The organism is Metapseudomonas otitidis, assembly GCF_900111835.1.
GTDB lineage: Bacteria > Pseudomonadota > Gammaproteobacteria > Pseudomonadales > Pseudomonadaceae > Metapseudomonas > Metapseudomonas otitidis.
In genome coordinates, this window is sequence record NZ_FOJP01000005.1 from 108,290 (window position 1) to 132,741 (window position 24,452).

The 24,452-nt window shown below is 67.7% G+C and carries 25 protein-coding genes; 17 read left to right on the forward strand and 8 right to left on the reverse strand.

Annotated features, from left to right (window positions below; translation table 11 throughout):
• Nucleotides 1–250: 250 nt before the first annotated feature.
• The 8 genes from BM198_RS30435 (at nucleotide 251) to BM198_RS07760 (ending at nucleotide 10,657) form a co-directional block, all read left to right on the forward strand.
• Nucleotides 251–544, forward strand: coding sequence for a BRO-N domain-containing protein (locus BM198_RS30435; protein ID WP_244165680.1), 294 nt, complete (start codon nucleotides 251–253; stop codon nucleotides 542–544).
• A gap of 322 nt (nucleotides 545–866) precedes the next feature.
• Nucleotides 867–2,567 (forward strand): sulfate adenylyltransferase, encoded by a 1,701-nt coding sequence (locus BM198_RS07730; protein ID WP_074969021.1) that lies wholly within the window; start codon nucleotides 867–869, stop codon nucleotides 2,565–2,567.
• A gap of 752 nt (nucleotides 2,568–3,319) precedes the next feature.
• On the forward strand, nucleotides 3,320–4,234 hold the full coding sequence (locus BM198_RS07735) for a LysR family transcriptional regulator (RefSeq protein WP_074969023.1): 915 nt from the start codon (nucleotides 3,320–3,322) through the stop codon (nucleotides 4,232–4,234).
• Between the two features lie 25 nt (nucleotides 4,235–4,259).
• Nucleotides 4,260–5,615 carry a methyl-accepting chemotaxis protein gene (locus BM198_RS07740; RefSeq protein WP_074969025.1) on the forward strand — a complete coding sequence of 452 codons (1,356 nt, stop codon included), beginning with the start codon at nucleotides 4,260–4,262 and terminating at the stop codon, nucleotides 5,613–5,615.
• Nucleotides 5,616–5,827: 212 nt separating this feature from the next.
• Nucleotides 5,828–7,879, forward strand: coding sequence for a TonB-dependent receptor (locus tag BM198_RS07745; protein ID WP_074969027.1), 2,052 nt, complete (start codon nucleotides 5,828–5,830; stop codon nucleotides 7,877–7,879).
• A 129-nt stretch (nucleotides 7,880–8,008) separates the two neighbouring features.
• Nucleotides 8,009–8,575 (forward strand): prolyl hydroxylase family protein, encoded by a 567-nt coding sequence (locus BM198_RS07750; RefSeq protein WP_074969029.1) that lies wholly within the window; start codon nucleotides 8,009–8,011, stop codon nucleotides 8,573–8,575.
• A gap of 167 nt (nucleotides 8,576–8,742) precedes the next feature.
• The gene (locus tag BM198_RS07755; RefSeq protein ID WP_044407304.1) at nucleotides 8,743–9,627 is read left to right on the forward strand and encodes a LysR substrate-binding domain-containing protein; all 885 of its coding nucleotides are present in this window, start codon (nucleotides 8,743–8,745) and stop codon (nucleotides 9,625–9,627) included.
• Between the two features lie 190 nt (nucleotides 9,628–9,817).
• Nucleotides 9,818–10,657 (forward strand): bifunctional allantoicase/(S)-ureidoglycine aminohydrolase, encoded by an 840-nt coding sequence (locus BM198_RS07760; RefSeq protein ID WP_074969031.1) that lies wholly within the window; start codon nucleotides 9,818–9,820, stop codon nucleotides 10,655–10,657.
• A 482-nt stretch (nucleotides 10,658–11,139) separates the two neighbouring features.
• Here the strand turns inward: BM198_RS07760 and BM198_RS07765 are convergent, their stop codons facing one another.
• On the reverse strand, nucleotides 11,140–11,919 hold the full coding sequence (locus BM198_RS07765; protein WP_074969033.1) for an NAD(P)H-dependent oxidoreductase: 780 nt from the start codon (nucleotides 11,917–11,919) through the stop codon (nucleotides 11,140–11,142).
• 85 nt (nucleotides 11,920–12,004) lie between these two features.
• Here BM198_RS07765 and BM198_RS07770 point away from each other — a divergent pair, with 85 nt between their 5' ends.
• Nucleotides 12,005–12,892 carry a LysR family transcriptional regulator gene (locus BM198_RS07770; protein WP_074969035.1) on the forward strand — a complete coding sequence of 296 codons (888 nt, stop codon included), beginning with the start codon at nucleotides 12,005–12,007 and terminating at the stop codon, nucleotides 12,890–12,892.
• A gap of 9 nt (nucleotides 12,893–12,901) precedes the next feature.
• Here BM198_RS07770 and BM198_RS07775 read toward each other — a convergent pair whose 3' ends face one another.
• A complete protein-coding gene (locus tag BM198_RS07775) occupies nucleotides 12,902–13,408 on the reverse strand; it encodes a DUF2938 domain-containing protein (protein ID WP_074969037.1) in 507 nt (168 codons plus the stop codon).
• A gap of 71 nt (nucleotides 13,409–13,479) precedes the next feature.
• On the opposite strand from BM198_RS07775, the gene BM198_RS07780 reads away from it, so the two are divergent.
• Nucleotides 13,480–13,917 carry a helix-turn-helix domain-containing protein gene (locus BM198_RS07780; protein ID WP_044407319.1) on the forward strand — a complete coding sequence of 146 codons (438 nt, stop codon included), beginning with the start codon at nucleotides 13,480–13,482 and terminating at the stop codon, nucleotides 13,915–13,917.
• A 13-nt stretch (nucleotides 13,918–13,930) separates the two neighbouring features.
• On the opposite strand, the gene BM198_RS07785 is transcribed toward BM198_RS07780, so the two are convergent.
• The 3 genes from BM198_RS07785 to BM198_RS07795 form a co-directional block, all read right to left on the reverse strand.
• On the reverse strand, nucleotides 13,931–14,782 hold the full coding sequence (locus tag BM198_RS07785) for a CAP domain-containing protein (protein WP_044407322.1): 852 nt from the start codon (nucleotides 14,780–14,782) through the stop codon (nucleotides 13,931–13,933).
• Nucleotides 14,783–14,963: 181 nt separating this feature from the next.
• Entirely contained in the window at nucleotides 14,964–15,587 is a 624-nt protein-coding gene (locus BM198_RS07790; protein ID WP_139233583.1) for a hypothetical protein, read from the reverse strand.
• Nucleotides 15,588–15,700: 113 nt separating this feature from the next.
• Nucleotides 15,701–16,093: a hypothetical protein gene (locus BM198_RS07795; protein WP_074969041.1), complete on the reverse strand. Its 393-nt coding sequence runs from the start codon at nucleotides 16,091–16,093 to the stop codon at nucleotides 15,701–15,703.
• A 201-nt stretch (nucleotides 16,094–16,294) separates the two neighbouring features.
• Between BM198_RS07795 and BM198_RS07800 the strand changes: the two genes are divergently transcribed.
• The gene (locus tag BM198_RS07800) at nucleotides 16,295–16,774 is read left to right on the forward strand and encodes a hypothetical protein (protein ID WP_074969043.1); all 480 of its coding nucleotides are present in this window, start codon (nucleotides 16,295–16,297) and stop codon (nucleotides 16,772–16,774) included.
• A 3-nt stretch (nucleotides 16,775–16,777) separates the two neighbouring features.
• Here BM198_RS07800 and BM198_RS07805 read toward each other — a convergent pair whose 3' ends face one another.
• Nucleotides 16,778–17,203, reverse strand: a complete 426-nt coding sequence (locus tag BM198_RS07805) for a group II truncated hemoglobin (protein ID WP_069563608.1) — start codon at nucleotides 17,201–17,203, stop codon at nucleotides 16,778–16,780.
• A 198-nt stretch (nucleotides 17,204–17,401) separates the two neighbouring features.
• On the opposite strand from BM198_RS07805, the gene BM198_RS07810 reads away from it, so the two are divergent.
• Nucleotides 17,402–18,106: a YebC/PmpR family DNA-binding transcriptional regulator gene (locus BM198_RS07810; protein WP_044407338.1), complete on the forward strand. Its 705-nt coding sequence runs from the start codon at nucleotides 17,402–17,404 to the stop codon at nucleotides 18,104–18,106.
• Nucleotides 18,106–18,330: a hypothetical protein gene (locus BM198_RS07815; RefSeq protein WP_044407341.1), complete on the forward strand. Its 225-nt coding sequence runs from the start codon at nucleotides 18,106–18,108 to the stop codon at nucleotides 18,328–18,330. Before BM198_RS07810 ends, BM198_RS07815 begins: the two co-directional genes overlap by 1 nt.
• A 33-nt stretch (nucleotides 18,331–18,363) precedes the next feature.
• Here BM198_RS07815 and BM198_RS07820 read toward each other — a convergent pair whose 3' ends face one another.
• Nucleotides 18,364–18,978: a TetR/AcrR family transcriptional regulator gene (locus tag BM198_RS07820; RefSeq protein ID WP_074969045.1), complete on the reverse strand. Its 615-nt coding sequence runs from the start codon at nucleotides 18,976–18,978 to the stop codon at nucleotides 18,364–18,366.
• Between the two features lie 112 nt (nucleotides 18,979–19,090).
• Here BM198_RS07820 and BM198_RS07825 point away from each other — a divergent pair, with 112 nt between their 5' ends.
• The gene (locus tag BM198_RS07825) at nucleotides 19,091–20,011 is read left to right on the forward strand and encodes an ABC transporter six-transmembrane domain-containing protein (RefSeq protein ID WP_074969047.1); all 921 of its coding nucleotides are present in this window, start codon (nucleotides 19,091–19,093) and stop codon (nucleotides 20,009–20,011) included.
• Here BM198_RS07825 and BM198_RS07830 read toward each other — a convergent pair whose 3' ends face one another.
• The gene (locus tag BM198_RS07830; RefSeq protein WP_074969049.1) at nucleotides 20,012–20,611 is read right to left on the reverse strand and encodes an eCIS core domain-containing protein; all 600 of its coding nucleotides are present in this window, start codon (nucleotides 20,609–20,611) and stop codon (nucleotides 20,012–20,014) included.
• Nucleotides 20,612–20,895: 284 nt separating this feature from the next.
• Here BM198_RS07830 and BM198_RS07835 point away from each other — a divergent pair, with 284 nt between their 5' ends.
• From BM198_RS07835 to BM198_RS07845, 3 genes are all read left to right on the forward strand, one after another.
• The gene (locus tag BM198_RS07835; protein WP_044407352.1) at nucleotides 20,896–21,177 is read left to right on the forward strand and encodes a peptidylprolyl isomerase; all 282 of its coding nucleotides are present in this window, start codon (nucleotides 20,896–20,898) and stop codon (nucleotides 21,175–21,177) included.
• A 141-nt stretch (nucleotides 21,178–21,318) separates the two neighbouring features.
• On the forward strand, nucleotides 21,319–22,446 hold the full coding sequence (locus tag BM198_RS07840) for a PilT/PilU family type 4a pilus ATPase (RefSeq protein ID WP_074969051.1): 1,128 nt from the start codon (nucleotides 21,319–21,321) through the stop codon (nucleotides 22,444–22,446).
• A gap of 103 nt (nucleotides 22,447–22,549) precedes the next feature.
• Nucleotides 22,550–24,400 (forward strand): ABCB family ABC transporter ATP-binding protein/permease, encoded by a 1,851-nt coding sequence (locus tag BM198_RS07845; RefSeq protein WP_074969053.1) that lies wholly within the window; start codon nucleotides 22,550–22,552, stop codon nucleotides 24,398–24,400.
• The last annotated feature ends 52 nt before the right edge of the window (nucleotides 24,401–24,452 follow it).

Sequence of the window (24,452 nt, forward strand, 5' to 3'; positions counted from 1 at the left end):
CCCGACGCCAACAGCCCTGAGAAAGCTGTAAGACCTAGCAGAGGTAATGGACATGCCCGATTCACCCTAGCTCCACGACGAGATCCTCATCCCCACCCTGTTCACCCGCCACCGCCGCCAGCTCCGCGCACTGCTGCTGGACGACGAGCCCTGGTTCGTCCTCAACGACCTGGCGCGGCTGATCAACCGCGTCCCGCTCGACGAACGCGCGCCCCGGAACCTGGACCCGGACCAACTGCAGCCCGCCTGGGTGCGCGACAGCAGGGGCGAATATAAGCGCGAGCTGCTGGTCAGCGACTGCGGCGTCTACGCGCTGCTGATCTTCTACTACCACCCGGAGAACGGCGGCATCCGCCGCTGGATCAGCCGCGAGGTGATCCCCCGCCTGCGCGAAGAGCGCCACCCGAACGCCCTGCGCCCCTACCGCGACGTGGTGCACTGGCAGGAACGCCCGCTGGAGGTGCTGCACTGGCAGGGCCGCACCTGGCTGGATGCCAGCGAATGCCACCGCCTGCTGCAGCGACCGGCACGGGTGATCGGCTAAGCCGCCGCGCCCCACGCAAAGCCCCTGCAGCCGATCCGTCGCAGGGTGCGCCTGGCAAACGGCCAACGCCCGTTTGCACACCCCCGCTCCACACCCAACCCGCCCGGCAGACGCTCCGCCGGTAACTTCCAGACTTTCCCCACAGGGCAACGTCCTTGTCCGCCCCGGCCCCCGGCCCCTACCGTTCAGCCAGTCCGGTGCGCCCACAGGCAGGCCGGACGGCCGTGACCGGCCATGTCCTACCCATAACAAAACGGCACAGTGCGACCCGTTCGCCGCTCAGGCGACCAGCGAGCGGGGCCAGAGCCGAGCAGGAGGAAACATGGAACTCGCCTTCGATCGCTACCCCCAGCAACCCCACGGTGGAACCCTGGTTAACCAGGTGGTGCCCGCCGACCGGGTCCAGGCAGAAATCGCGCGGGCACGCGCCATGCCGTCGATCCGCATCGACCTGGAGGCGGTGATCACCATCGAGATGATCACCACCGGCGTGCTCTCGCCCAACAAGGGCTTCATGAACCAGGCCGACTACCTGTCCGTGCTGGGCAGCGGCCGGCTGGCCAACGGCGTGGTGTGGCCGGTGCCGCTGAGCTTCGCACCGGTGGGCGAGCGTAACCGCGAGGTGATCGCCGCCCTGGCGGTGGGCGATGAAGTGGCCCTGATCGACAACCGCAACGAGCCGGTGGCCATCCTCGCCATCGAGGACATCTTCGATTACGACAAGGAAGAGCGCGCCCGCCAGCTGTTCGGCACCACCGACCGCAACCACCCGGGGGTGGACGCCATCCACCGGCGCATGGGCGATGTGGCCCTGGGCGGCACGCTGCAGTTGCTGCAACGGGTCGACTGGGGCCCCTTCGAGTCGTTGCGTCTGGAACCCCGGGACACCTGGAAGCGCTTCTACGAGGAGCGCGGCTTCCGCTCCGTGGCCGGCTTCATCACCGGCGCCAACCCGCTGCACCGGGGCCACGAATACATCCACCGCAACGCCCTGGAAGGCATCGACGGCCTGCTGCTGCAGCCGCTGGTGGAAATGGCCAAGCGTGAATACGTGCGCCACGAGTACCGCATGCAGGCCTACCGCAACGTGCTGGAGACCTACTACCCCAAGGACCGCGCCATGCTCTCGCCGCTGCGGGTCACCTACATCTTCGCCGGCCCCCGGGAGACGGTGTTGCACGCCCTGATCATGAAGAACTACGGCTGCACCCATGCGCTGATCGGCCGCGACCACGCGGGGATCGGCAGCTACTACGACAAGTACGCCAGCCACAGCATCTTCGACCAGTTCACCCCGGACGAGCTGGGCATCGAGGTGCGCCTGTTCCACGAGGTGTTCTACTGCGTGCGCTGCGCCAGCCACGCCACGACCGAAACCTGCCCCCACGACGAGCGCTACCGGCTGAACATCTCCGGCACCGGCATCCGCGAGATGCTGCGTCACGGCCTGGTGCCGCCCAAGGAGGTGGTACGCCCGGAGTCGGCCCTGGCGGCCATGCAGGGCATCCAGCCCAAGGGCCTGGGGGACGACGGCGAAGGCACCCTGCCGGTGGCCAAGGTGATCCAGAGCCTGTTCCCCTTCTACACCCGCTTCACCCGCCTGGGCGGCGCACCGCGCCAGCAGCCCCTGGAAGCGGAGGCCCTCACCGTGCGCGACCTGGAACTGGCCTGCCACGAGGCGCGTACCCACACCGGCGATGTCTACGACGGCGTCTACCGCGAATACACCGCCCTGCTGGACCACAACCGCAGCCTGCAACCGGCCTGGGTGGACGACGCACGCGACGCCCTGCACCGGCAGCAGCGGCGCCTGCTGGATGACCTGGACGAGAAATTCAGGCAGGCACCGGAACAGGCCTCCGACGAGTTCATGTACCAGGACCAGGCGGAAGTGCAGCGGGAACTGAGCGCCGCCCGCACGCTGCTTGACGACATCCCCGCAGCGATGGACGCCACCCGCCTCGCCAACCGCGCCTGGAACAGCCTGCCCTACCCCCGCTACCGCGGCGCCGACGACGCCTGACCCCACACCCCACGGCAGCGCCTGCATGGGCTGCCGTGGGCATAGGTTCAGCGTCCCTTTCCCTCCACCAGTCAGCGACGACGCAGCGGATCGATGAAGCGCGATCCACTCTCCGCCTGGGATCACCAGGGCAATTACCTGGCGCTACCGGTGGTGGTCGGCTGAGGCCACCCCATCCCCTCCCTCACGCAATGACCCGGCAGGGCCGATCGGTGTAGATGCAGCCCGTCTGAAAGGCACGTCCATGGTGTTTGCAGGGCTCCCGCCGCCAATTGTTACTGTATAACATCCCACCCTCCACACCTCCGGGATCAGGGAAACCGACCGGGGATCGGAGGGAATACCGAGTAACCATCCAGGAAAGAGGGATTGATAAACCCGCACGAATCATCCCTCCATTTATCAATGAACGGATAACAAGTAAGGGTATTGAAGTGCGGGTGAATCCGCTCTTGCAAAAATGAAAGAGTGTTTGCCGTTTTTTACGGTTCCACCCCTATGCCGCTATTGCTAGATTGGAATCACGCCCCGACAAACGGAGCAAACCGGGCGATAAACGCACACACAATGCGCATCTCCACATTCACCTTCAAGTTCAATTAGCAATACCGTCCACGGTCACATCCAGGAGACTCTGAGACCCCTAACAACGCTTCACCGCAACACTGGAGAATTATAAAAAAACAGGAGCCGACACTAAACATTCCGTTGTCGCGGGATATAAAAAAACAAACAGCCTTGTGTATACAGTCATGCTAAGTGAAGTCGATATTTTTGTAACACTGGTTCGCACAGGCAGCCTTGCAAAAGCGGGAAAACTACTGGGGATGCCCCCAAGTACGCTGAGTAGACGCCTCCAGGCATTCGAGAAGCGGCTGGGCACGACGTTGTTCTTCAGATCAACCAAGGCACTTCGATGCACCTGCGAGGGCGAGTCCCTTTATGCCCTCTGCAAGGACAGCGTTGATCAGTTGAATATCGCACTGGCCTCCATGAAAAAGGAAAGGGTGGAACTCATTGGAAAAGTCCGCATTCAATTACCCAGCAGTTTCGTCGACTGCAGTGAAAGTCATTCCATACTTGATCTACTGGATACCTATCCCGGTATTCGTCTCGAACTCCTGATTAATGACCAGGAGCCCGATCTCATACTCGAAGGCATTGATCTGCTGATTCATGTTGGCGAATTGAAGAATACGGCTTGTGTCACCAAGAAACTCTTCGATACGGAACTCGGCCTGTTTGCAGCGCCCAGCTACCTTGATCGAACCGTCCGGCCTGACACGGCTGATCGCCTGGTTGAACACGAGGTGCTGCATGACAGCAGCCAGAAGGACTGCCTCATGCATAACCAGAACGGCCCACCCGTGCAGGTGCGACACCATGAAAGGCTGCTGACCCGCTCCAGCATGATGCTGCTGCAGGCCACGCTCAGTGGCATGGGCGTGGGCTTGTTACCCATGAGGTTGGCGCAGCGCCACCTGGAAAGCGGCGCGCTGATCCGGGTGTTGCCCGAACTGTCGATGGCGGGCCGACCGGTCTATGTCTCCTACCTCAGCTCCCGTTCACTTTCCGCCTGCGCGCGGGCCGTCCTCGACAAGACGCTTGCCCTTGCCTTGCCACTCCAGCGGGAAGCGACCCAGTCAGCACCCTCCAGCAATCACTGAGGCCCTGCGCCCAGGGAGTCATGCCATGTTCAGTTTCACCACGCCTGGAAAAAAGGTCCTTGCAGAGCTGCTCGCCACACTCGAACGGTCGGAGGACAACCTGTCGGCCATCGATCGCGCCACGGGCATGATCGAGTTCCTGCCGGACGGCACGGTCATCGGCGTCAACAGCAATTTCCTCACCCTGTTCCACTACTCCCTTGAACAGGTCATGGGCAAACACCACAGGGTGTTCTGCCCGCCCGCCCTCACGCGTACCCCCGAGTACGAACAGCTCTGGACGACCCTGCGCAGTGGGCAGGTGGTGAAGGGGGTGTTCCATCGCCAGGACAGCCGAGGCCGCGCCGTCTGGCTGGAGGCCTGCTACAGCCCGGTCTTCAGCAAGGGCAAGGTGACCCGCATCCTCAAGCTCGCCTACGACATCACCGCGCGAATGGAGCAGGACGCGGACGTCCACTCACGGCTGAAGGCGTTGAATCGCTCGATGGCCATCGTGGAGTTCACGCCGACCGGCAACGTGCTCGATGCCAACCAGAAGTTCCTCCTCACCATGGGCTATTCGCTGCAGGAGGTCCGCGGCAAGAGCCACCGGGTGTTCTGCCCGGCGGACTATGTGCAGAGCGCGGAGTACAGCCAGTTGTGGTCACAGTTGAACCAGGGCCAGTACCTGGCGGGGCAGTACAAGCGCCTGCGCAAGAACGGTTCGAGCGTGTGGCTGGAAGCCACCTACAACCCCGTATTCAACGCCGAAGGTGAACTGGTGAAGGTGGTGAAGTTCGCCGCCGACATCACCGAGCGGGTGGAGAAGTACGAGCAGGACTCCCGCAGTGCGAGTACCGCCTACCACATCTCGGTGGAGACCGAGCGGGTGGCCGAAAACGGCTCGGAGATCATCCACAGCGCCGCGCGGGAGATGCGAGGCATCGCCGAGGATGTGAACGTCTCCACCACCATCGTCGAGCAACTGGGCTCCCGCTCGGAGCGCATCACCGCCATCGTCAACACCATCCGCAGCATCGCCGACCAGACCAACCTGCTGGCGCTGAACGCCGCCATCGAGGCCGCCCGCGCCGGTGACCAGGGACGGGGCTTCGCCGTGGTGGCCGATGAGGTGCGGCAGTTGGCCGGGCGCACCAGCAGCGCCACGACGGAGATCGCCGAGATGATCGGGATGATCCTCTCCGAGACCCGCCAGGCAGTGGACAGCATGAAGAGCACGCTGCAACGCGCTGAGGCGGGCATGGCCCTGGCCGACCAGGCCGGGGTGGTGGTGGAGCAGATCCGCCAGGGCACCAACGACGCCGTGCAGGCGGTCAGCATGTTCGCCAACCTGCTGGACGAATCGGAGGTGAAGTCCGGCGCCTGGCAAGCCGGGCACTGACCCCCCTCGCCAGCAGGCGTGAATCCGCGCCGGGGATGACGCGACAAAACGTTACGGTATAACATTTACGACCCCTGACCCCGGCACGGAGACATGAGCGGTTCCGTGCAGCCCCTCCCCGCCCTGTCGACCGGCCTTGCGGCCGCGTCGGGCTGGCTGCCGTCCCGCTCACCTGCCGGGGCGACCTCCCGACCCGGTTGCAAGGACACACGATGAAGAACGAGCTTGCCCCCCTGGCCATGCTGGCCGCCCTGGCAGGTGGCGCCGAAGCGGCGCCCGCTGGCGAATCCACCCTGACCCTCGGCGAAGTCCGAGTGGACTCCTCCTCCGGGCGCCCCCTGCAGACCGGCAGCAGCGTGCTGACCTCGGTGGACGTGCTGGGCGCCGACAAGGTGGAGGAAAAGAACGTGATGAACAGCTGGGAGCTGCTGGGGCAGATGCCCGGCATCCAGCTGACCGAGACCCGCCAGGGCGCCGAGTCGGGCAAGGCCACCTTCCGCGCCTTCAACGGCGAGGGCTACATCAACGGCATCAAGACCCTGATCGACGGCGTGCCGAGCAACGTCAACAGCGGCAACCAGCGCTTCATCGACATGGTCTTCCCCCTCGACATCGACTACATCGAGGTGGTGCGCGGCACCAACGACCCGCGCTACGGCCTGCACAACATCGGCGGCAACATCAACTTCGTCACCCGCCAGGGCGGCAACTACAGCGACGGCCGGCTGACCTACGGCAGCTTCAACACACGCGAACTGCAGGTGGCCGTGGGCCGCGAGTCGGGCAACTTCGCGCAGAACTACTTCTTCGCCAAGCAGGACTCCGACGGCTTCCGCGACCACGACAGATCGGACAAGTACTCCCTCGGCGCCAAGTGGTTCTTCACCGACGACGAGGGCCTGCTCAAGGTCGGCCTGGTGACCCGCCTCTACCACCACGAGGCCGACGAGCCGGGCTTCCTCACCCGCCAGGAACTCAAGGCCAGCCGCACCGACTCCGCCGCGAAGAACGCCAACGACGGCGACGACCGCGACATGAAGCAGGTGGCGTTGCACCTGGACTGGCAACTGCGCGACGACCTCAGCCTGAGCAACACGCTCTACCACAACCGCTACGAGGACGACCGCAAGGTCACCTTCACCTCCTACGCCGTGGGCAACGCACCGCGCCAGCGCCGCCAGTGGGACGAACGCCAGACCGGCCTGCTCAGCAACCTCACCTGGGCCAGCACCGACTGGCTGACCCTGGACGGCGGCATCAACCTCGAACACCAGGACAACGAGTACCGTCGTTACCGCTACAGCTACAGCGTGCCGACGAACTTCGACGCCCCGCCGGCGCGCATCCAGAACGACGACGCCTACACCCTGGACAACTTCGGCACCTACGTGCAGGCGGTGATCCAGCCCACCGAGCAGTTGAAGATCATCCCGGCTTACCGCCTGGACCGCTTCTCCGGCGAGACCGAGCTGCCCGGCGGCATCAAGGCCGACCTGCAGGACTACGGCTGGATCCGCCAGCCCAAGCTGAGCGTGGTCTACAGCCTCACCCCGGACCTGAACGTCTACGCCAACTGGGGCCGCACCTTCCAGATCCTCACCGGCTCCCGCGAGCCGGCCTACCTCACCGCCGGGCAGAAGGCTTTCAAGCCCTCCATCAACACCGGCAAGGAAGTGGGCGTGCGGTTCAACCCGGTCAACGGCACCGAAACGCGCATCGCCCTGTGGCAGCAGGACGCCACCGACGAAGTGGCCAACATGCCCAGCACCGGCACCACCGTCGGCCTCGGCAAGACCCGCCGGCGCGGCGTCGACCTGCAGCTGACCGCCGAACTCGACGAGCACTGGAGCCTCTGGGCCTCCCACTCGATCCAGGAGGCCAAGGTGGTCAGCGCCTTCACTGCCAGCGGCCAGTCCCTGGCCGGCAAGGAGGTGTTCTCCACCCCGCGCCACATCTCCAACCTGGGGGCGGACTACCGGCTCAACGACGACTGGCGCTTCGGCCTGCAGGCCCGCGCCCAGGGCGACTACTACATCGAAGAACTGAACCAGCAGGGCAAGTACGGCGGCTACGCGCTGCTGGACGCTAGCGTGAACTACCGACTGAGCCCCACCACCAACCTGGACCTGCAGGTGAAGAACCTCACCGACCGCCAGTACGAATACGTCTGGTACGACAACTTCTTCTGGGGCGGTGCTGACCAGCCGATGTTCTCCCCCGCACCGGGGCGCACCGCCTACCTGTCGCTGAACCTGAAGCTGTAGCCCCAGGCGGGCGTGGCAGCCGCCCTGCCACGCCCGCGAACCCCGTCCCACCGGGCGCAAGCGGCCCTCGACAGCCCGCCCGGCGCGGCCGTAGCATCCGGCCTTTCCCACGAAACCACGGACCGGATCATGGAAAAGACCGACCTGGGCGGCATGCGCTTTCTCATCCACGGCTTCCTCAGCCCCGACGAATGCCAGGGCCACATCCACGCCAGCGAAGCCCTGGGCTACGAAGAAGCCGCCATCCAGACCCGCGACGGCGGCCAGGCGATGAACAAGGCCATCCGCAACAACGACCGCATCCTCTTCGACGACCCGGCCCTGGCCCAGCGCCTGCTGGAACGGGCCCGCCCCTGGCTGCCCGACTGCCTGGACAACGAGTGGCAGTTGGTGGGCCTGAACGAACGCTTCCGCTTCTACCGCTACACCCCGGAGCAGTACTTCAAATGGCACCGGGACGGCGCCTTCCAGCGCAGCCCCAGCGAGATCAGCCAGCTGACCCTGCTCATCTACCTCAACGACAACTACCAGGGCGGCGCCACCCAACTGCGCGACGAAGCCGACATCCGCCCCGAGACCGGCATGGCCCTGGTCTTCCCCCACCGCGTGATGCACCAGGGCTCGCCGATAACGGCCGGGGTGAAGTACGTGCTGCGAACCGATGTGATGTACCGGCGGATAGAAGCCGGGGCCTGATAGCACCTGCTTCGCGAGTGGCCCCCCAGAAGCTTGAGCATCGGTGCATCGCCGTGCTCTTTCCACGGCAGAGATGATGGGCCATCGCCGCCTCAGTGACGATGTTTGCCCCCTCCCCCCTCAAGCTGCTACAAGCCCTCATCCCCATTTGAAAGACGAATACCCCCATGGACCACAGTGACAGATCGAATAACCGCCTGTTCGAGCTGGACCTGCTGCGGGCGCTGGTGGCGGTGGCCGATTGCGGCAGTTTCACCAGTGCCGCCGGGCGCCTCAGCTCCACGCAGTCGACGGTGAGCCAGAAGGTCCGGCGGCTGGAGGAACTGGCCGGGCACCGGTTGCTGGAGCGCGGTAACCGCGATGTGCTGCCCACCGATGCCGGGGAGACGCTGCTGGCCTATGCCCGGCGCATGCTGGCGTTGAACGATGAACTGCACGAGGCGCTGGCGGGTGCGCGGGTGTCGCTGACGGTGCGCATCGGCGTGCCGGATGACTTCGCCGCCGGCAGCACCACCCGCCACCTGGCGGTGTTCAACCACCACTTCCCCCAGGCCAAGCTGGAGGTCACCAGCGGGTTGAGCCGCGACCTGGCCGCCAGCTACGACCGTGGCGAGCTGGACCTGGTGCTGATCAAGCAGCGCCGCAACAGCCGCGACGCCATCGCCCGCTGGCCGGAGAAGACCCGCTGGGTGGACAGCGCGCGCACCCCGGCCGCCAACCTGGACCCGCTGCCCATCGTCACCTTCCCCCCGCGCGGGCTGTACCGCGACGAGATGATCAGCGCCCTGGAAGCCGCCGGCCGGCGCTGGCGCATCAGCTTCACCAGCTCCAGCCTGAGCGGCATCCAGGCTGCCATCGCCGATGGTATGGGCGTCGGCCTGCTGCCGGCGCGGGCGGTGACGGCCGACCACGCGGTGCTGCCGAAGAAGATGGGGCTTCAGCCGCTGGACCTGTTCGAGGTGGCGCTGCTGCACCGCCCCAGCGCCGGGCCGGTGATCAAGGCGCTGGCCGAATCCCTGTGCCGCCTGCTGGACGAGGAGCGCCAGCGCTGAGGTCGCGCACTGCATTCGATAATCGAATGTGACCCATCCCGATATTTAATTTGTGGATGCGAAGACAGCTGGATATCGTGGATTCCGCCCCGCGCACCTGCGACCCGTCCGGTTGCGGCTGCGCCCACGCGACGCCAGCGTCGGCCTCCTGGCCACTGGCAGGGCGCCGAATACCTACAGGAGACTTTTCGTGTCCAAGAAGCCTTTCTATTTCGCTCCCCACGGCGGTCACCCGGCCCAGACCGAGCTGCTGACCGACCGTGCGATGTTCACCGAAGCCTACGCCGTGATCCCCAAAGGGGTGATGCGTGACATCGTCACCAGCCACCTGCCCTTCTGGGACGACATGCGCATGTGGGTCATCGCCCGCCCGCTGTCCGGTTTCGCCGAGACCTTCTCCCAGTACATCGTCGAGCTGGCGCCCAACGGCGGCAGCGACAAGCCCGAACTGGACCCGAACGCCGAGGCGGTGCTGTTCATCGTAGAAGGCGAGCTGACCCTGACCCTGCAGGGCCAGGTACACAACATGCAGCCGGGCGGCTATGCGTTCATTCCGCCGGGCGCCGACTACAAGGTGCGCAACACCTCCGGCCAGCACACCCGCTTCCACTGGATTCGCAAGCACTACCAGCGGGTTGACGGCGTGCCGCTGCCGGAAGCCTTCGTCACCAACGAGCAGGACATCGAGCCGAAGGTGATGCCGGACACCGAAGGCCGCTGGAGCACCACCCGCTTCGTGGACATCAGCGACATGCGCCACGACATGCACGTGAACATCGTCAACTTCGAGCCGGGCGGCGTGATCCCCTTCGCCGAGACCCACGTGATGGAACACGGCCTCTACGTGCTGGAAGGCAAGGCGGTGTACCGCCTGAACCAGGACTGGGTCGAGGTGGAAGCCGGCGACTTCATGTGGCTGCGTGCCTTCTGCCCGCAGGCCTGCTACTCCGGTGGCCCGGGTCGCTTCCGCTACCTGCTGTACAAGGATGTGAACCGCCACATGCGCCTGACCCTCAACCAGGCCCATTGATCCAAACGACGGGAGCCCAGCGCTCCCGTCGTCGTTTCTGCGGTGCCGCAAAGGCTCCGTGGCCTGGGCTTCAGCCCAGGGATTCCTCGGTAGACTCCGGCCCCGGGCTGAAGCCCGGGCTACGGTTGCTGCCGAAACTCGGAGCGGCAGCGGTTCGCGAGCAGAGCTCGCTCCTACAAGGCTCGGATGGCCTGATCTCCCGTCGTCGTTTCTGCGGGGCCGCAAAGGCTTCGTAGCCTGGGCTTCAGCCCAGGGATGCCTCGGTGGACTCCGGTCCCGGGCTGAAGCCCGGGCTACGGTTGCCGCCGAAACTCGGAGCGGCAGCGGTTCGCGAGCAGAGTTCGTTCCTACGAGGCTCGGATGGCCTGATCTCCCGTCGTCGTTTCTGCGGTATCGCAAAGTCTTCGTAGCCTGGGCTTCAGCCCAGGGATGCCTCGGTGGACTCCGGTCCCGGGCTGAAGCCGGGCTACGTTGCCCCTCGCCTACCGCTTCACATGCGCTGCGAACCCCTCCTCCCCCGGCGCGATGTCGGGCTTGAGGGTCAGCGCGGGGATCTCGTAGTCCCCCGCGTTCTGCTTGCGGTAGTGGATGGGCTCGGTGCGCCACAGGTCGTCCAGGCGCTGCCCCAGTTCCTGCTGGATGCGGGCGAAGCGTGCCGCGTCGATGCGGCTGGTGCGGTGCACGACGAAGGGCGGCAGCACGTCGAAGCCGGGGTAATGGAGGATGCCGTGGTGGATCGGGAACAGCAGGTCCTCCATGGGGCCGTTGATGCCGCGCGGGCTGTAGTGGGAATCCCAGCCACCGGTGGTGACCACCAGCATGGCCCGCTTGCCGGCCATGGAGCCCTCGCCGTAGCGGTCCCCCCAGCGCGCATCCGAATGCTCGCCCACGCCGTAGGCGAATCCGTAGGCGTACACGCGGTCGACCCACCCCTTGAGGATCGCCGGCAGGGTGAACCACCAGAGCGGGAACTGCAGGATGAGCGCATCCGCCCAGCGCAGCTTGTCCTGCTCGGCGGCGATGTCCGGGCTCTGCCGGCCGTTGGCGAAGGCGTGCCGGGAGTCCAGTGAGGCATCGAAGCGAGCACCGGGCTCGTGGTCCAGGTTGTCGGCGGCGTCGAGGGTCGGCTTCCAGCCCATGGCGTACAGGTCGGACACCTGCACCGCATGGCCGGCGGCCTGCAGGTGCCGGACGCTGAAGTCCTTCAGCGCGCCGTTGAGGGAGCGGGGTTCAGGGTGGGCATGGACGATCAGGATATTCATGGGGCACCTCACGGGATGGGAGGTACGCAGGATGGGAGCCCGGCAGATATATTGGAAATGAATAGCTGATATCCCAGGTATACGCATGAATAATCTCAGACGGCTGGACCTCAACCTGCTGGTCACCCTCGACACGCTGTTGACCGAACACAACGTCACCCGCACCGCCGAGCGCCTGAACTTCTCCCAGCCCTCGGTGAGCGTGCACCTGGCCAAGCTGCGGGAGATCTTCAACGACCCGCTGCTGCTGCCCGGCCCCCGCGGCATGCGCCCCACCGCTCGCGCCGAGGCCCTGCGCGAGCCCTTGCGCCAGGCGCTGGAGGCCCTGGAGCGCGCCGTGGCCCCGGCCAGCCCGTTCGACCCTGCCCAGGCCCAGGGTACCTGGCGGGTGGCCGCCACCGACTACGGCGAGTCGGCCATCCTGTTGCCCGCCCTGCCCCGCTTGCGGGCTGCCCCGGGCATGCGCGTGGCGGTGGTGGAGATGGTACCCTCGCGCATCGCCCGGCAGGCGGAGCACGGGGAAATCGAGCTGGCCTTCCACACCGTGGAGGGCTCGCCCACCAGCCTGCATCGCCGCACCCTGTTCGCCGAACGCTACGTGCTCGCTGGCCGCACCGGGCATCCCGGCCTCAGGCGGCGGCCGACGCGGGAGCAGTTCTGCGCAATGGACCAGGCGATCGTCTCGCCCGATGGCGGCGGCTTCAGCGGCCCCACCGACGAGGCCCTGGCAAGCCTGGGCCTGGAACGGAAGGTGGTGCTCTCGGTGCCGCACTTCCTGTTCCTCCGGGCCGTGCTGGAGAGCACCGACCTGGTGGCCATGCTCCCCGAGCGTCTGCTGAAGGGCAGCACGCTGCAGGTGGTCGACGCCCCCGTGGACGTGCCCGGCTACGAGATGGCCATGCTCTGGCACGAGCGCGTGCACCGCGACCCGGCCCACCAGTGGCTGCGGGAGCAGATCGTCAGCGCCCTGTGAGCCGGTCGCTCAGCCCGCGCAGCTCATCCACCCCCAGGCCATGGCCAGGGCCGCCAGGTACAGGCCCAGGCCAAACACCAGGTGCGTGCGCAGGCTGCGCAGCCGCGCCTTGAGCGGCTCCGGGGTGCGGGAAGCGGCGATGCCGAGCCCGAAGGCCGGCTGCATCACCAGGAACGGCGCCGCCACGCTCAGCAGCCCGAACGCCAGCGCCGGCCACAGGCTTGGCCGGCACAGCCAGGCCGGCCCGGCAACCGCCACCAGCAACGCGGCGAAACCGATGCCGATCAGGTAGTGGCAGGTCCAGCCCAGCACGCGCTCACCGCGCACCGGCGCGGCACGGCCGATGCCGGCGTGGCGGAAGCGGCCACGGGGCATGTGCCCGACCCAGCGCCCCACCAGGGCGTAGTCCAGCCCGGCGTTGCCGGTCAGACGGCGCAGCAGCCAGCCCCACAGGTCCATCACCAGGGTCGCGCCCACACCGATCCCCACCACCGCTACCACCGTCTCACCGTTCATGCTTAGCTCCTCCACTGTCACGGAACGCCCGTGGAATCAGGCTGCCAGTTCAAGTCGACTTGAGGTCAAACATGAAAGAGATGGACATCGCCCAGGTGGCGAGAAACTCCGGCCTGCCGGCCTCGACACTGCGCTACTACGAGGAGAAGGGGCTGATCCGCTCCATCGGCCGCGCCGGCATGAAGCGGGTGTTCAACGCCAACGTGCTGGAGCGCCTGGCGCTGATCGCCATGGGACGGGCGGCGGGGTTCTCCCTGGACGACATCGGCGCCCTGCTCGGCAGCGCACGGCAACCGACCCTGGACCGCCAGCGCCTGGCGGAACAGGCCGACGCGCTGGACGCGACCATCCGCCAGCTGTCGGCGATCCGCGACAGCCTGCGCCACGCGGTGGACTGCCCGGCGGAGGACCACCTGGCCTGCCCCACCTTCCAGCGCCTGATGAAAGTGGCGGCCCGCGCCGCCACGCGGGAGCCGGCGCGGCGGGCGGGTACGAAACGCCGGCCCTGAGGCCGGCGCGGGGTCACTGGCTGCCGAACAGCGCGGTCCAATAGATGCCGGCGTCGCTCTTCGGGTCCACCGAGTAGGCAGCGCCTAGGTCGCGGAACTGCGGGTTCATCAGGTTGGCGCAGTGGCCGGGGCTGGCGAGCCAGCCGTCGAGCACCTTGCGCGAGGTGTCCTGGCCGGCGGCGATGTTCTCGCCGATCTGCCGGCCGATGTAGCCGGACAGCTCGGCGCGGTCACCCGGGGTGCGGCCGTCGCGGTCCTTGTGGTCGAAGAAATTGTTGTTGGCCATGGCGCGGGAGTGCCCCTCGGCCGCCGTGGCCAGGGAGGCGTTCCAGCTCAGCGGCGCAGCGGCGGCGAAGAACTGGGTGCCGCACTGGCGGGACTGGGCGCGGGCGGTGTTGATCTGCTCCAGCAGCTTCTGGCCCTCGGCCTGCCAATCGCCCAGGCGCCCGGTGAGCAGCGGCCGAGCCAGGACGATGCGCCACTCGCGGTCATCGCGGCTGACGCCGATGTCGACGAACTGCGGGTCCAGCACCACCTGGCAGAAGCTCTCGCGGATGGCCTTCATCGCCGACTGCGCATCGCGGGGGCCGGAGAGGCTGATGGCCTGGACGTTGACCATGGGGTAGCGCGACTGGGTCATCGCCTCCTGCAGGTCGCCCATGGTGGTGGCGGAAATCACCAGGCGGGGGTCGGCGGTGAGCGGCGGCAGCTCCAGGGAAGCCTGGCCGGCACAGCTCTGCACCTGGCCGCGGTAGGCGTTGAGGGCTTCGATCAGCTGCGCTTCATCGCCGGCACGGGCGCCTTGGGCGAGCAACAGGCCCAGCGACAGGGCCGCAAGCCGCAGGACGGTAGAGGTGACGCGCATGGATGCCTCCTTGGACGGGTTGCGCCCGGGTGCGCGAGCCCGCTCGGGGCTGGGGTCGCGGCTTATCGGAAGGGCGTATGACCGGCAGACGGGCGAATGGTTGCCTGGCCGGACGGATAGGGGTGGATTCAACCACGGGGGCCGGGCAAATCCCAGGCCATTCGCACCGGAATAGCCCCGTTCAGGGCCGCCAGCCCTGCACCTGGCCCTTGGCATCGGCGCCGAGCAGCAAAAGCCGCTGGGGCCAGTCCACCAGCAACAGGCCGTGCTCGCGGTTGAGGGCGAGGAACGCGCCCATCAAGGCCTGGGAGTCCGCCCCCTCCTCCAGCACGGCGCCCAGCGCCAACAGCCCGCGCGGGCCGGTGTAGCCGTAGAGCCAGGCGCCGCGCCCCACGGGCAGGCTGAACCCCTGGGCGAGCCGCCCCAGCACCTGCCCCTCGGCCACCACCACCGGCGCCGGCCCGGGCGTGACGCCGAGCCGCGCGGCCAGGCGCTCCAGTGCATCGGGCAACGGCACCAGCGGCACACCACCCAGCGCGCCAGGGCCCGGCGCCCCGCTGGCCTTGAGCGCGCTCAACGCCGCCTCGGCCGCTCCACGCTGGTCCGGCGCCAGGAACTGCACCCGCAACCAGTCCGCCTGGTGCAGCAGCCGCGCACCGCGCAGGTCGCCCTGCACCGGCTCCAGCGGCGGCAGCCCGAGCGAGGCCGGGGCGGGGGCCGCCACAACCGCGTCGACGGCGCGGGCATCAGCCACGGCAGGCACCAGACCGAGGGCAACCAGCAGGACGATGGGCAACGGATTCATGGGCAGCGCCGGCAAGCAAAGGGGCGCGCAGATTACCCACGCCCAGGCACACCGTCAGCGGCCCCAGCACGGGAGCGGCCGGGGATGACAGGGGAATCAGCCGGCGTTTGGGCTTACAGACAGACCGAGGTGGTCATGCAGCCGAACACGAACCAGGTCGGCAGCATGCTTGCCAGCAACATGACCGCACCGATCACCACCATTCCAACGGTTCGCCGCCCCTCGAACCGATAGCGCCACGCCCCCAACAGCAGCAATACCGTGCACATCGCCAGCGAAAGACTGAGCGGCCATTCCAGCGACGCTTGCTGCAATCCCTTGGCGACCAGGTTGCCGACAAAAAGCACGTAACCGCTCCCCACACCGAGGGCCGCCACCCATAGCGAAGCCAGGCCCGGCGCTCGACGGACGGTCAAGCCCAGCCATCCCAAAAGCATCAGAACCAGTACGACTGGAATGGCCAGGACAACGAGCTCATAGGTGGTCAGCGGGTACTGGACAGGCATGGTTTTCCTCCGTGAAAAGCGCACATGTTGACGCAAGGCAACGCTCGGCACCACGCAGCGAGCATCATCGGCGACCGCCCGGACGACCGTCCCAGAACGTGGCACCCGACACCCCACCACCCCATGGAAGGAACCCCATGAGCCCTGCCCTGCGAACCCCCGACCACGTCCGTTTCCCCCTGCGACAGCGGAGGGGCTGACATGGACCGGCTGGAACTGCTCGACGAACTGGACCGCCTGCTGCCCCCGGTGGACAAGCCCGAAGGTCCGGACCTGTCCTTTCACCCCAGCGGCTGCGACGCCTGCGACATGCTGCGCACGGAGCTGGCCATATGGCCCGGGCGCAAGCTGCCGATGGAGGCCCTCTTCTGGCTGCACGACGACATGAGCAGCCTCTCCGCCGCTGGCTGGCGCTGGGCGCTGCCCTCCTACCTGCGGCTGGTGCTGGAGTCGCCGCCCGATGAGATCAACCTGCTGCTGGGCTTCCTCATCCTCAACCTCAACCCCTCCCCCGCCTACCGCGAGGACACCCGCACCCGCCTCGGCGCGCTGGATGCGCAGCAGCTCGGCCTGCTGCTGCGCTTCATGCAGTGGTGCGGCGAGCAGCCGTGGCTACTGGCCTGGGGCGAAGACATCGACCAGGCCTGCAGCTTCCTCGACGAGCTGCGCCGCCGGCGCTGAACCTCAGCCCGGCAAGCCGTGCCGCGCCCGGGCGGCCTGCACCACCCGCGCGGCCGGCACCCGCAACTGCACCAACAGGTACTCGGCGAAGTCCGCCGCGTAGCCCTGCCGGGCGATCGCCCGCTCCATGCACAGCAGCCACGCCTCGCTGAGGCCCTCGTCGATGGGCCAGCGGGCATGGAACGCCGGGATGGCGATGGCGCCGTACTTCTCGCTGAACAGGCGCGGGCCGCCCAGCCAGCCGCTGAGGAAGCAGGCCAGCTTGTCCCGCGAGGGCGCCAGGTCCTCGGGGTGCAGCCGGCGCAGCGCCGCCGCCTCGGGCAGGCTGTCCATCTGCTGGTAGAAGTCGTCGACCAGACGGCGCAAACCGTCGATGCCGCCGGCGGCCTGGTAAGAGGCATCGCCGACGCCGTAGGGCGCATGGCTCATGGAGGGCTCCGGGCAAAGCGCGGATTGTAGCGAGCGGAGCCTGGTGGCAGTGACTGCTCATTGGTCGCACCGGACACTGGCGCTGTGCCCCCCCGCGCACCACTCGGCGCCCCGCTGGCAGGCGCCCCTGCTGGCCCGGTAGAATCGCCGCCCTGCCGGACGGTCACGTCCGCCCCATCAACCTGCGGGAGATACGCCATGGGCGCCCAGTGGAAAGCCAAACCCAAAGAAGCCGCCGCCAACGCCCGAGGGAAGATCTTCGGCAAGCTGGTGAAGGAAATCATGATCGCCGCGCGCAACGGCGCCGACCCGGACATGAACCCCAAGCTGCGCCTGGCCGTTCACCAGGCCAAGAAGGCCTCCATGCCCAAGGACACCCTGGAGCGCGCCATCAAGAAAGGCGCCGGGCTGTCCGGTGAGGTGGTCAACTACGAGCGCACCCTGTACGAAGGCTTCGCCCCGCACCGCGTGCCGGTGATCGTCGAGTGCCTGACCGACAACCTGAACCGCACCGTGGCGGAAATCCGCGTGCTGTTCCGCAAGGGCCAGCTGGGCACCTCCGGCTCCGTGTCCTGGGACTTCGACCACCTGGGCATCATCGAGGCCGAGCCGGCCAGCGCCGATGCCGACGTGGAACTGGCCGCCATCGAAGCCGGCGCCCAGGATTTCGAGCCCGGTGACGACAACACCAGCGTGTTCTACACCGAGCCCACCGACCTGGACGCCGTGTGCAAGGCCCTGCCGGACTTCGGCTTCACCGTGCATTCGGCCAACCTCGGCTACAAGGCCAAGAACCCGGTCACCCTCTCCGGCGCCGAGCTGGAGGAAGTGGAGGCCTTCCTCGAAGCCCTCGACGGCCACGATGACGTGCAGAACGTCTACGTGGGCCTCTCCGTGGCCTGATGAGCCGCCGGGACTTCCACGAGGAACACGCCGAGCGCGCCCGCGCCGACGCGTTGCGCCTGCTGGCCCAGCGCGTCGCCCTCGGCCCGCGCTGGCTGGCCTGGGTGGCCACCGAGCTCTACCAGTTCAAGCCGCCGGAGTACGCCAACATGGTGCGCCGCGAACTGGAGCGGCTGACCTCGGCCCAGCGCCTGCTGGACGCGCCGGGGACCACGGTCCACTGACCCGCGCCCCGCGCGCCACTGCGCGGGCACTCCTCACGCAGGCTTCAGCCGTGCGCCCAGCCTGGGCGCCCCCAGCAGCAAGCCCACCACTTCGATGATTTCCTCCAGCGCCGCCTCCAGGGTGATGGGCGAGGGCTCCAGCAGCAGGTCCGCCGCGTAGCTGTTGGCCAGGGCGGTGATCTGCCGGGTGGCCCGTGGCAGGTCATCGCAGCTGAATACCCCACTGGCGCATCCCTCGGCGATCAGCCCCAGCAGCAGCGCCTGCCATTGGCCGAGTGCCAGCCGGTAGGCCTCGGCCAGTTCCGGGTCGTGCAGGGATTCATCCCAGGCATCCAGCCAGAGCGTCCAGGCCGCGTCGTCCTTGCGCGCCGGCAGGCAATCGCGCATCAGCGCGATGAGCGCAGGCTCGGGGTCGAGCCCCTGGAGCAACGCCTGGGTGCCGGCCAGCTGCTCTTCGGAGAAGCGCTCGAACGCCGCCCGGCGCAGGGTCTTCCAGTCACTGAAGTAGTGGTACAGGTGGCTACGGGACAACCCCGTGTGCTCCGCCAGGTCACGGGTGGAGACGCTGGCCAGGCCGTTGCGCAGGAACAGCTCCAGGGCGGCGGTGATGATCTGATCCTTGCGTTCGGCAACGGGGGGACGGGCCATGGGGTCTCCGGGGGATGAGTGGCTCTTGAATTTTGAGCGACTGCTCAAGGAAAATTGAGCGGCCGCTCAAATCATAGCGCGGCCCTTCTTCACTCACTACGGTCTACCGACGATGCACCCCCTCGATACCGAGCAACTGGCCTCCACCGGCGCCCGCCTCGGCCAGCAATCCGCCGCCACCACCCTCAAGGCCATCGCCTGCGCCTACCCCGGCAAGCTGCTGGGCACCTTCTCCCTGGTCGCCCTGGAGAACCTGCTGATGCTGGCCTACCCGCTGTTCGCCGGGTTCGCCATCGACGCCATCGTGCGTGGCGAAGCGCGCCTGGCGGTGCTCTATGCGCTGGTGGTGCTGGGCTTCTGGGTGGTGGGCGCGGCGCGCCGTGCAGTGGACACCCGCACCTTCACCCGCATCTATGCCGAACTGGCGGTGCCGGTGGTGCTGCACCAGCGCCGGCAGCAGCATGGCACCTCGAAGGTGGCGGCACGGGTGGTGCTGGCCCGGGAGTTCGTCGACTTCTTCGAGAAGCAGATCCCGATCATCGCTACCGCCCTGGTCTCCATCGTCGGCGCCGCGGCGATGCTGCTGGCCATCGAGCCCTGGGTGGGCGCGGCCTGCCTGCTGGCCCTCTCGCTGTGCCTGGCCTGCCTGCCGCGCTTCGCCACCTGCAACCAGGCCCTGCACGAGCGCCTGAACGACCGCCTGGAGCAGGAGGTGGCGTTGGTGGGTCGGGTCGGCCGGGGCAGCCTGCTGCGCCACTACCGGCACCTGTCGAGCCTGCGGGTGCGGCTCTCCGACCGCGAGGCGGTGGCCTACCTGCTGCTGGGGGTGATGGCTGCGCTGCTGTTCGTGGTCGCCATCACCTGCCTGGCCTCTGCCGAGCAGGTCAAGGCCGGGCACATCTACGCGGTGATGACCTACCTGTGGACCTTCGTCGGCAGCCTGGACGAAGCGCCCTCGGTGGTGGACCAGCTGGCCCGCCTGCGGGACATCGGCAAGCGCGTCGACATCGGCCGGGACGACACCCCGGCCTGATCAGTGGGCCGGGCGCTGGGCCTGCTGCCGCAGCTCGCGGGCCACGTCGAACTGCTGGCGGTAGGCCGGCGACTCCACCGCGTCGTAATCGCGGGTGTAGCGCCGGGCGAATTCCAGGCTGCCCCACTGGCGGTACTGCTGGACGTGGAACAGCTCGTGGGCCCAGAGCGCGGCGTCCTGGGCCAGGGCCTCGTTGCGGAAGACGATCACGTCCACCAGCGTCACCGCCTTGATGTCGGGGTTCTGCAACATGGTGCGGGCGGCGGCCATGTCGTCGGCATCGCCCACCCGGTAGCGCACGTTGTCGAGCACGTCGGTGGGGTAGTACGGCAGCAGCATCTGGCGGATCGCCGGCGGGATCGGCGCGGTGCCCTGGCTCAGCGCCGAGGCGCGGGAGCGCAGGATCCAGCCCTCCAGGGAGGTGGCCGCCACTTCGCCTACCCGCTGCTGAGCCGGGCCGATCACCCCGTCCGGATCGGGCACGCAGATGCAGCCCCCCAGGCAGACCTGCGTCTGCCCCGCCGGGCAGGACGCGGCAAAGGCGGGCGAGGCGGACAACAACAGCAACCCGAGGCAGCGGGCGGACAGGGCAAGGCGCATGGACGACTCCGGAACGAAACGCGCGGCGATACTTGGGCAGCCGCGCGCCGTTGTCCAGCCCCCACGGGCGCCTCTAAAAACGTAGGCGAGGCAGCCAGCGCAAGGCAAAAACAGGCGAAAAAGCGCAGTTTACGCGGGGTAAATGAGTATTTTGATCGGACTCGCGCACGAGCCTGTTTTTAACGCCGCGATGGCAACGCAGGTAGTTTTTAGAGGTGCCCCGACGGCGTTTGACTGGCCGGCGCATTACGGTAGGCTCTGCGTTTTTCCAGAGGAGTCCTCCCATGCCCCGCGCAACCGCACGCCATATCCTGGTTTCCAGCGAAGCCAAGTGCAACGAACTGAAAGCCGCCATCGAAGGCGGTGCCGACTTCGCCCAGGTCGCCAAGGACAACTCCACCTGCCCCTCCAGCCGTGACGGCGGCAACCTCGGTTCCTTCGGCCCCGGCCAGATGGTCCGCGAGTTCGACACCGTGGTCTTCAGCGCGCCGGTCGGCGTGGTCCAGGGCCCGGTGAAGACCCAGTTCGGCTACCACCTGGTGGAAGTCACCAGCCGCCAGGACTGATCCGCCCCGAGGCCCGGCTGCGCCGGGCCTTTCCATGCCCCCTTCTCCCCTCCCTCTCTTCCCCCCTGCGACGCCGTGCCGGGTGGTACGCCCCGCGCCGCCGCTGCTAGGCTTGCCCGATCCACCCAGCAAGGAGGCGGGATGAGCGACTCCCTCGACACGGTCCCCGGCGTATTCACCTACCTGGACCTGCTGCACCAGCACCAGGGCTCCGACATGTTCTTCAGCGTCGGCTCGCCGCCCCACATCAAGATCGAAGGCCACGCCCGGCCCGTGGGCGAACGCGCCCTGCAGCCCGGCGAAGTGCGCCAGCTCGCCTACCAGCTGATGTCCCCCGCCCAGGTCACCGAGTTCGAGCGCGAATGGGAGATGAACCTGGCCGTCAGCCTGCCCGGCAGCGGCCGCTTCCGCGCCAACATGTACCTGCAGCGGGGCGAGGTCTCGATGGTGGTGCGCCTGATCAAGACCAGCATCCCCAGCCTGGAGAGCCTCGACCTGCCACCGGTGCTGGAGAAGCTGGCCCTGCAGGACCGTGGCCTGATCCTGGTGGTGGGCGCCGCCGGCTCCGGCAAGTCCACCACCCTGGCGGCCATGCTCGACCACCGCAACGCCCAGCGCAGCGGCCACATCATCTGCATCGAAGACCCCATCGAGTTCCTCCACCCGCACCGTCGCTCCATCGTCGACCAGCGCGAGGTGGGCCTGGACACCCACAGCTTCTCCGCCGCCCTGCGCAACGTCCTGCGCGAGGCGCCGGACGTGATCATGCTCGGCGAGGTGCGCGACGCCGACACCATGCAGCACGCCCTGCACTACGCCGAGACCGGCCACCTGTGCGTGGCCACGCTGCACGGCACCAGCGCCCGCCATGCCATCGAGCGCGTCACCCGCTTCTTCCCCGACGAGGCGCGCAAGCAGGTGCTCGCCGACCTCTCGCAGAACCTCCTGGCCATGGTCGGCCAGCGCCTAGTGCCGGGCATCGACCACAAGCGCGTGGCCGCCGTGGAGCTGATGCTGGGCACGCCCCATGTGCGTGACCTGGTGCTGCGCGACGAGCTGCACGAGCTCAAGGACGCCATCGAGAACGCCCTGGAGGCCGGCATGTGCAGCTTCGACCAGAGCCTGTTCCGCCTGGTCGAGGCCAACCGCGTCAGCCTGGCCGATGCGCTGCGCTTCGCCGACTCGCGCACCGACCTGGCGCTGAAGGTGAAGCTGGAGCACGGCTTCGACGGCCAGGACGCCGAGCGCAAGGTGCTGCGCGACGCCTGATCGCCCACCAGCGGTCGATGACCACCATCGACCGGCACGATTCGCACCCGCGCCGGCGCTGGAGTAAGGTCGCCCCTTCTCGACGACACAAGGCAGGTGGGCGATGGCAGCCCAGAACGAACAGACCCAGACCCCACCGGCAGACGCCGGCAGCCCCCATGACGGCGCCACCCCGATGGCGCGCCAGGCGAACGCCCGTGGCGATGCCGCGGTGATCGCCACCCTCCTCCCCTACCTGCGCCCCTACACCGGGCGCATCGCCGTGGCCCTGGGGCTGATCCTCGCGGCCAAGCTGGTCAACCTCTACGTACCCATGGCGCTCAAGCAGATCGTCGACCAGCTCAACGTCGCCCCCAGCCTGGTGGTACTGCCGGCCGGCCTGCTGCTGGCCTACGGTGCCGCGCGCATCGGCGTGACCCTGTTCACCGAGCTGCGCCAGGTGGTGTTCGCCCGGGTCATGGCGCGGGCCTCGCGGCAGATCACCCTGCAGGTGTTCCAGCACCTGCACGGCCTCAGCCTCAAGTTCCACCTGGGCCGGCGCACCGGCGGCGTGGCACGGGACGTGGAGCGCGGCGGCAGCGCCATCTCCGACCTGCTGGACTGGACCCTCTACACCATCGTCCCGACCCTGGTGGAGATCGTCATGGTCACCGCCGTGCTGGTCTGGGCCTATGACTGGGGCTTCGCCCTCATCACCCTCGCCACCCTGGTGGCCTACGGCCTGTGGACGGTGGCGGTGACCGAGTGGCGCACCGCCTACTACCGCGCCTCGGTGGAGGCGGACACCCGCGCCAACGAGCGTGCGGTGGACTCGCTGCTCAACTACGAGACGGTGAAGTACTTCAACAACGAAGCCCACGAAGCGGCGCGCTACGACGAGAACCTGCGCCACCTGGAGAACGCCAAGGTAAAGGCGACCAAGTCCCTGGCGCTGCTCAACCTGGGCCAGACCGCCATCGTCGCCCTGGGCGTGACCGCGATGATGTGGCGCGCCGCCGCCGGCGTGGTGGCCGGTGAGCTGACCATCGGCGACCTGGTGCTGGTGAACACCTACCTGCTGCAGCTCTCCGCGCCGCTGTTCCTGCTCGGCATGATGTACCGCGAGGTGAAGCAGTCGCTGACCAACATGGAGCGGCTGTTCGGCCTGCTGGACGAGCGCCAGGACGTGCGCGACGCCGAGGGCGCCGTACCGCTGCAGGCCACCCGGCCCCGGGTGCGCTTCGAGAACGTGCACTTCGGCTACGACCCGCGCCGGGAGATCCTCCACGGCGTGGACTTCGAGATCCCGCCCGGCGGCACGGTGGCGGTGGTGGGGCACTCCGGCTCAGGCAAATCCACCCTCGCCCGCCTGCTCTACCGCTTCTACGACATCGACAGCGGCCACATCCGCATCGACGGCCACGACCTGCGGGAGCTGACCCAGTCGTCCCTGCGCGGGGCCATCGCCATCGTTCCCCAGGACACGGTGCTGTTCAACGACAGCATCTACTACAACATCCGCTACGGCCGCCCCGACGCCACCCGCGAAGAGGTGGAGGCCGCCGCCCGCGCCGCCCACATCCACGACTTCATCCAGCGCCTGCCCGACGGCTACGAAACCCCGGTGGGCGAGCGCGGCCTGAAGCTCTCCGGTGGTGAGAAGCAGCGCGTCGCCATCGCCCGGGCCTTGCTGAAGAACCCGGCGATCCTGATCTTCGACGAGGCCACCTCGGCGCTGGACTCCAAGTCCGAGAAGGCCATCCAGACCGCCCTCGACCGCATCCAGGAAGGCCGCACCACCCTGGTCATCGCCCACCGCCTGTCGACGGTGATGGACGCCGACCAGATCCTGGTGCTCGACGCCGGCCGGGTGATCGAAAAGGGCACCCACCGCGAACTGCTGGAGGCCGGCGGCACCTACGCGCAGATGTGGACCCTGCAGCAGCAGGAGCCGGACGAGCCCGCCGAAGCCTGAGCCGAGGGCCGGTCGCCCCACGACCGGCCCCTTGCCAAGCGCCGCGCTTCCT

What these genes read in the sequence shown, in the direction of transcription:
- BM198_RS07730 (WP_074969021.1), top strand. Translation starts at nt 867, where the DNA reads ATGGAACTCGCCTTCGATCGCTACCCCCAGCAACCCCACGGTGGAACC.
- BM198_RS07735 (WP_074969023.1), top strand. Translation starts at nt 3,320, where the DNA reads ATGCTAAGTGAAGTCGATATTTTTGTAACACTGGTTCGCACAGGCAGC.
- BM198_RS07740 (WP_074969025.1), top strand. Translation starts at nt 4,260, where the DNA reads ATGTTCAGTTTCACCACGCCTGGAAAAAAGGTCCTTGCAGAGCTGCTC.
- BM198_RS07745 (WP_074969027.1), top strand. Translation starts at nt 5,828, where the DNA reads ATGAAGAACGAGCTTGCCCCCCTGGCCATGCTGGCCGCCCTGGCAGGT.
- BM198_RS07750 (WP_074969029.1), top strand. Translation starts at nt 8,009, where the DNA reads ATGGAAAAGACCGACCTGGGCGGCATGCGCTTTCTCATCCACGGCTTC.
- BM198_RS07755 (WP_044407304.1), top strand. Translation starts at nt 8,743, where the DNA reads ATGGACCACAGTGACAGATCGAATAACCGCCTGTTCGAGCTGGACCTG.
- BM198_RS07765 (WP_074969033.1), bottom strand. Translation starts at nt 11,919, where the DNA reads ATGAATATCCTGATCGTCCATGCCCACCCTGAACCCCGCTCCCTCAAC.
- BM198_RS07770 (WP_074969035.1), top strand. Translation starts at nt 12,005, where the DNA reads ATGAATAATCTCAGACGGCTGGACCTCAACCTGCTGGTCACCCTCGAC.
- BM198_RS07775 (WP_074969037.1), bottom strand. Translation starts at nt 13,408, where the DNA reads ATGAACGGTGAGACGGTGGTAGCGGTGGTGGGGATCGGTGTGGGCGCG.
- BM198_RS07780 (WP_044407319.1), top strand. Translation starts at nt 13,480, where the DNA reads ATGAAAGAGATGGACATCGCCCAGGTGGCGAGAAACTCCGGCCTGCCG.
- BM198_RS07785 (WP_044407322.1), bottom strand. Translation starts at nt 14,782, where the DNA reads ATGCGCGTCACCTCTACCGTCCTGCGGCTTGCGGCCCTGTCGCTGGGC.
- BM198_RS07790 (WP_139233583.1), bottom strand. Translation starts at nt 15,587, where the DNA reads ATGAATCCGTTGCCCATCGTCCTGCTGGTTGCCCTCGGTCTGGTGCCT.
- BM198_RS07795 (WP_074969041.1), bottom strand. Translation starts at nt 16,093, where the DNA reads ATGCCTGTCCAGTACCCGCTGACCACCTATGAGCTCGTTGTCCTGGCC.
- BM198_RS07800 (WP_074969043.1), top strand. Translation starts at nt 16,295, where the DNA reads ATGGACCGGCTGGAACTGCTCGACGAACTGGACCGCCTGCTGCCCCCG.
- BM198_RS07805 (WP_069563608.1), bottom strand. Translation starts at nt 17,203, where the DNA reads ATGAGCCATGCGCCCTACGGCGTCGGCGATGCCTCTTACCAGGCCGCC.
- BM198_RS07810 (WP_044407338.1), top strand. Translation starts at nt 17,402, where the DNA reads ATGGGCGCCCAGTGGAAAGCCAAACCCAAAGAAGCCGCCGCCAACGCC.
- BM198_RS07815 (WP_044407341.1), top strand. Translation starts at nt 18,106, where the DNA reads ATGAGCCGCCGGGACTTCCACGAGGAACACGCCGAGCGCGCCCGCGCC.
- BM198_RS07820 (WP_074969045.1), bottom strand. Translation starts at nt 18,978, where the DNA reads ATGGCCCGTCCCCCCGTTGCCGAACGCAAGGATCAGATCATCACCGCC.
- BM198_RS07825 (WP_074969047.1), top strand. Translation starts at nt 19,091, where the DNA reads ATGCACCCCCTCGATACCGAGCAACTGGCCTCCACCGGCGCCCGCCTC.
- BM198_RS07830 (WP_074969049.1), bottom strand. Translation starts at nt 20,611, where the DNA reads ATGCGCCTTGCCCTGTCCGCCCGCTGCCTCGGGTTGCTGTTGTTGTCC.
- BM198_RS07835 (WP_044407352.1), top strand. Translation starts at nt 20,896, where the DNA reads ATGCCCCGCGCAACCGCACGCCATATCCTGGTTTCCAGCGAAGCCAAG.
- BM198_RS07840 (WP_074969051.1), top strand. Translation starts at nt 21,319, where the DNA reads ATGAGCGACTCCCTCGACACGGTCCCCGGCGTATTCACCTACCTGGAC.
- BM198_RS07845 (WP_074969053.1), top strand. Translation starts at nt 22,550, where the DNA reads ATGGCAGCCCAGAACGAACAGACCCAGACCCCACCGGCAGACGCCGGC.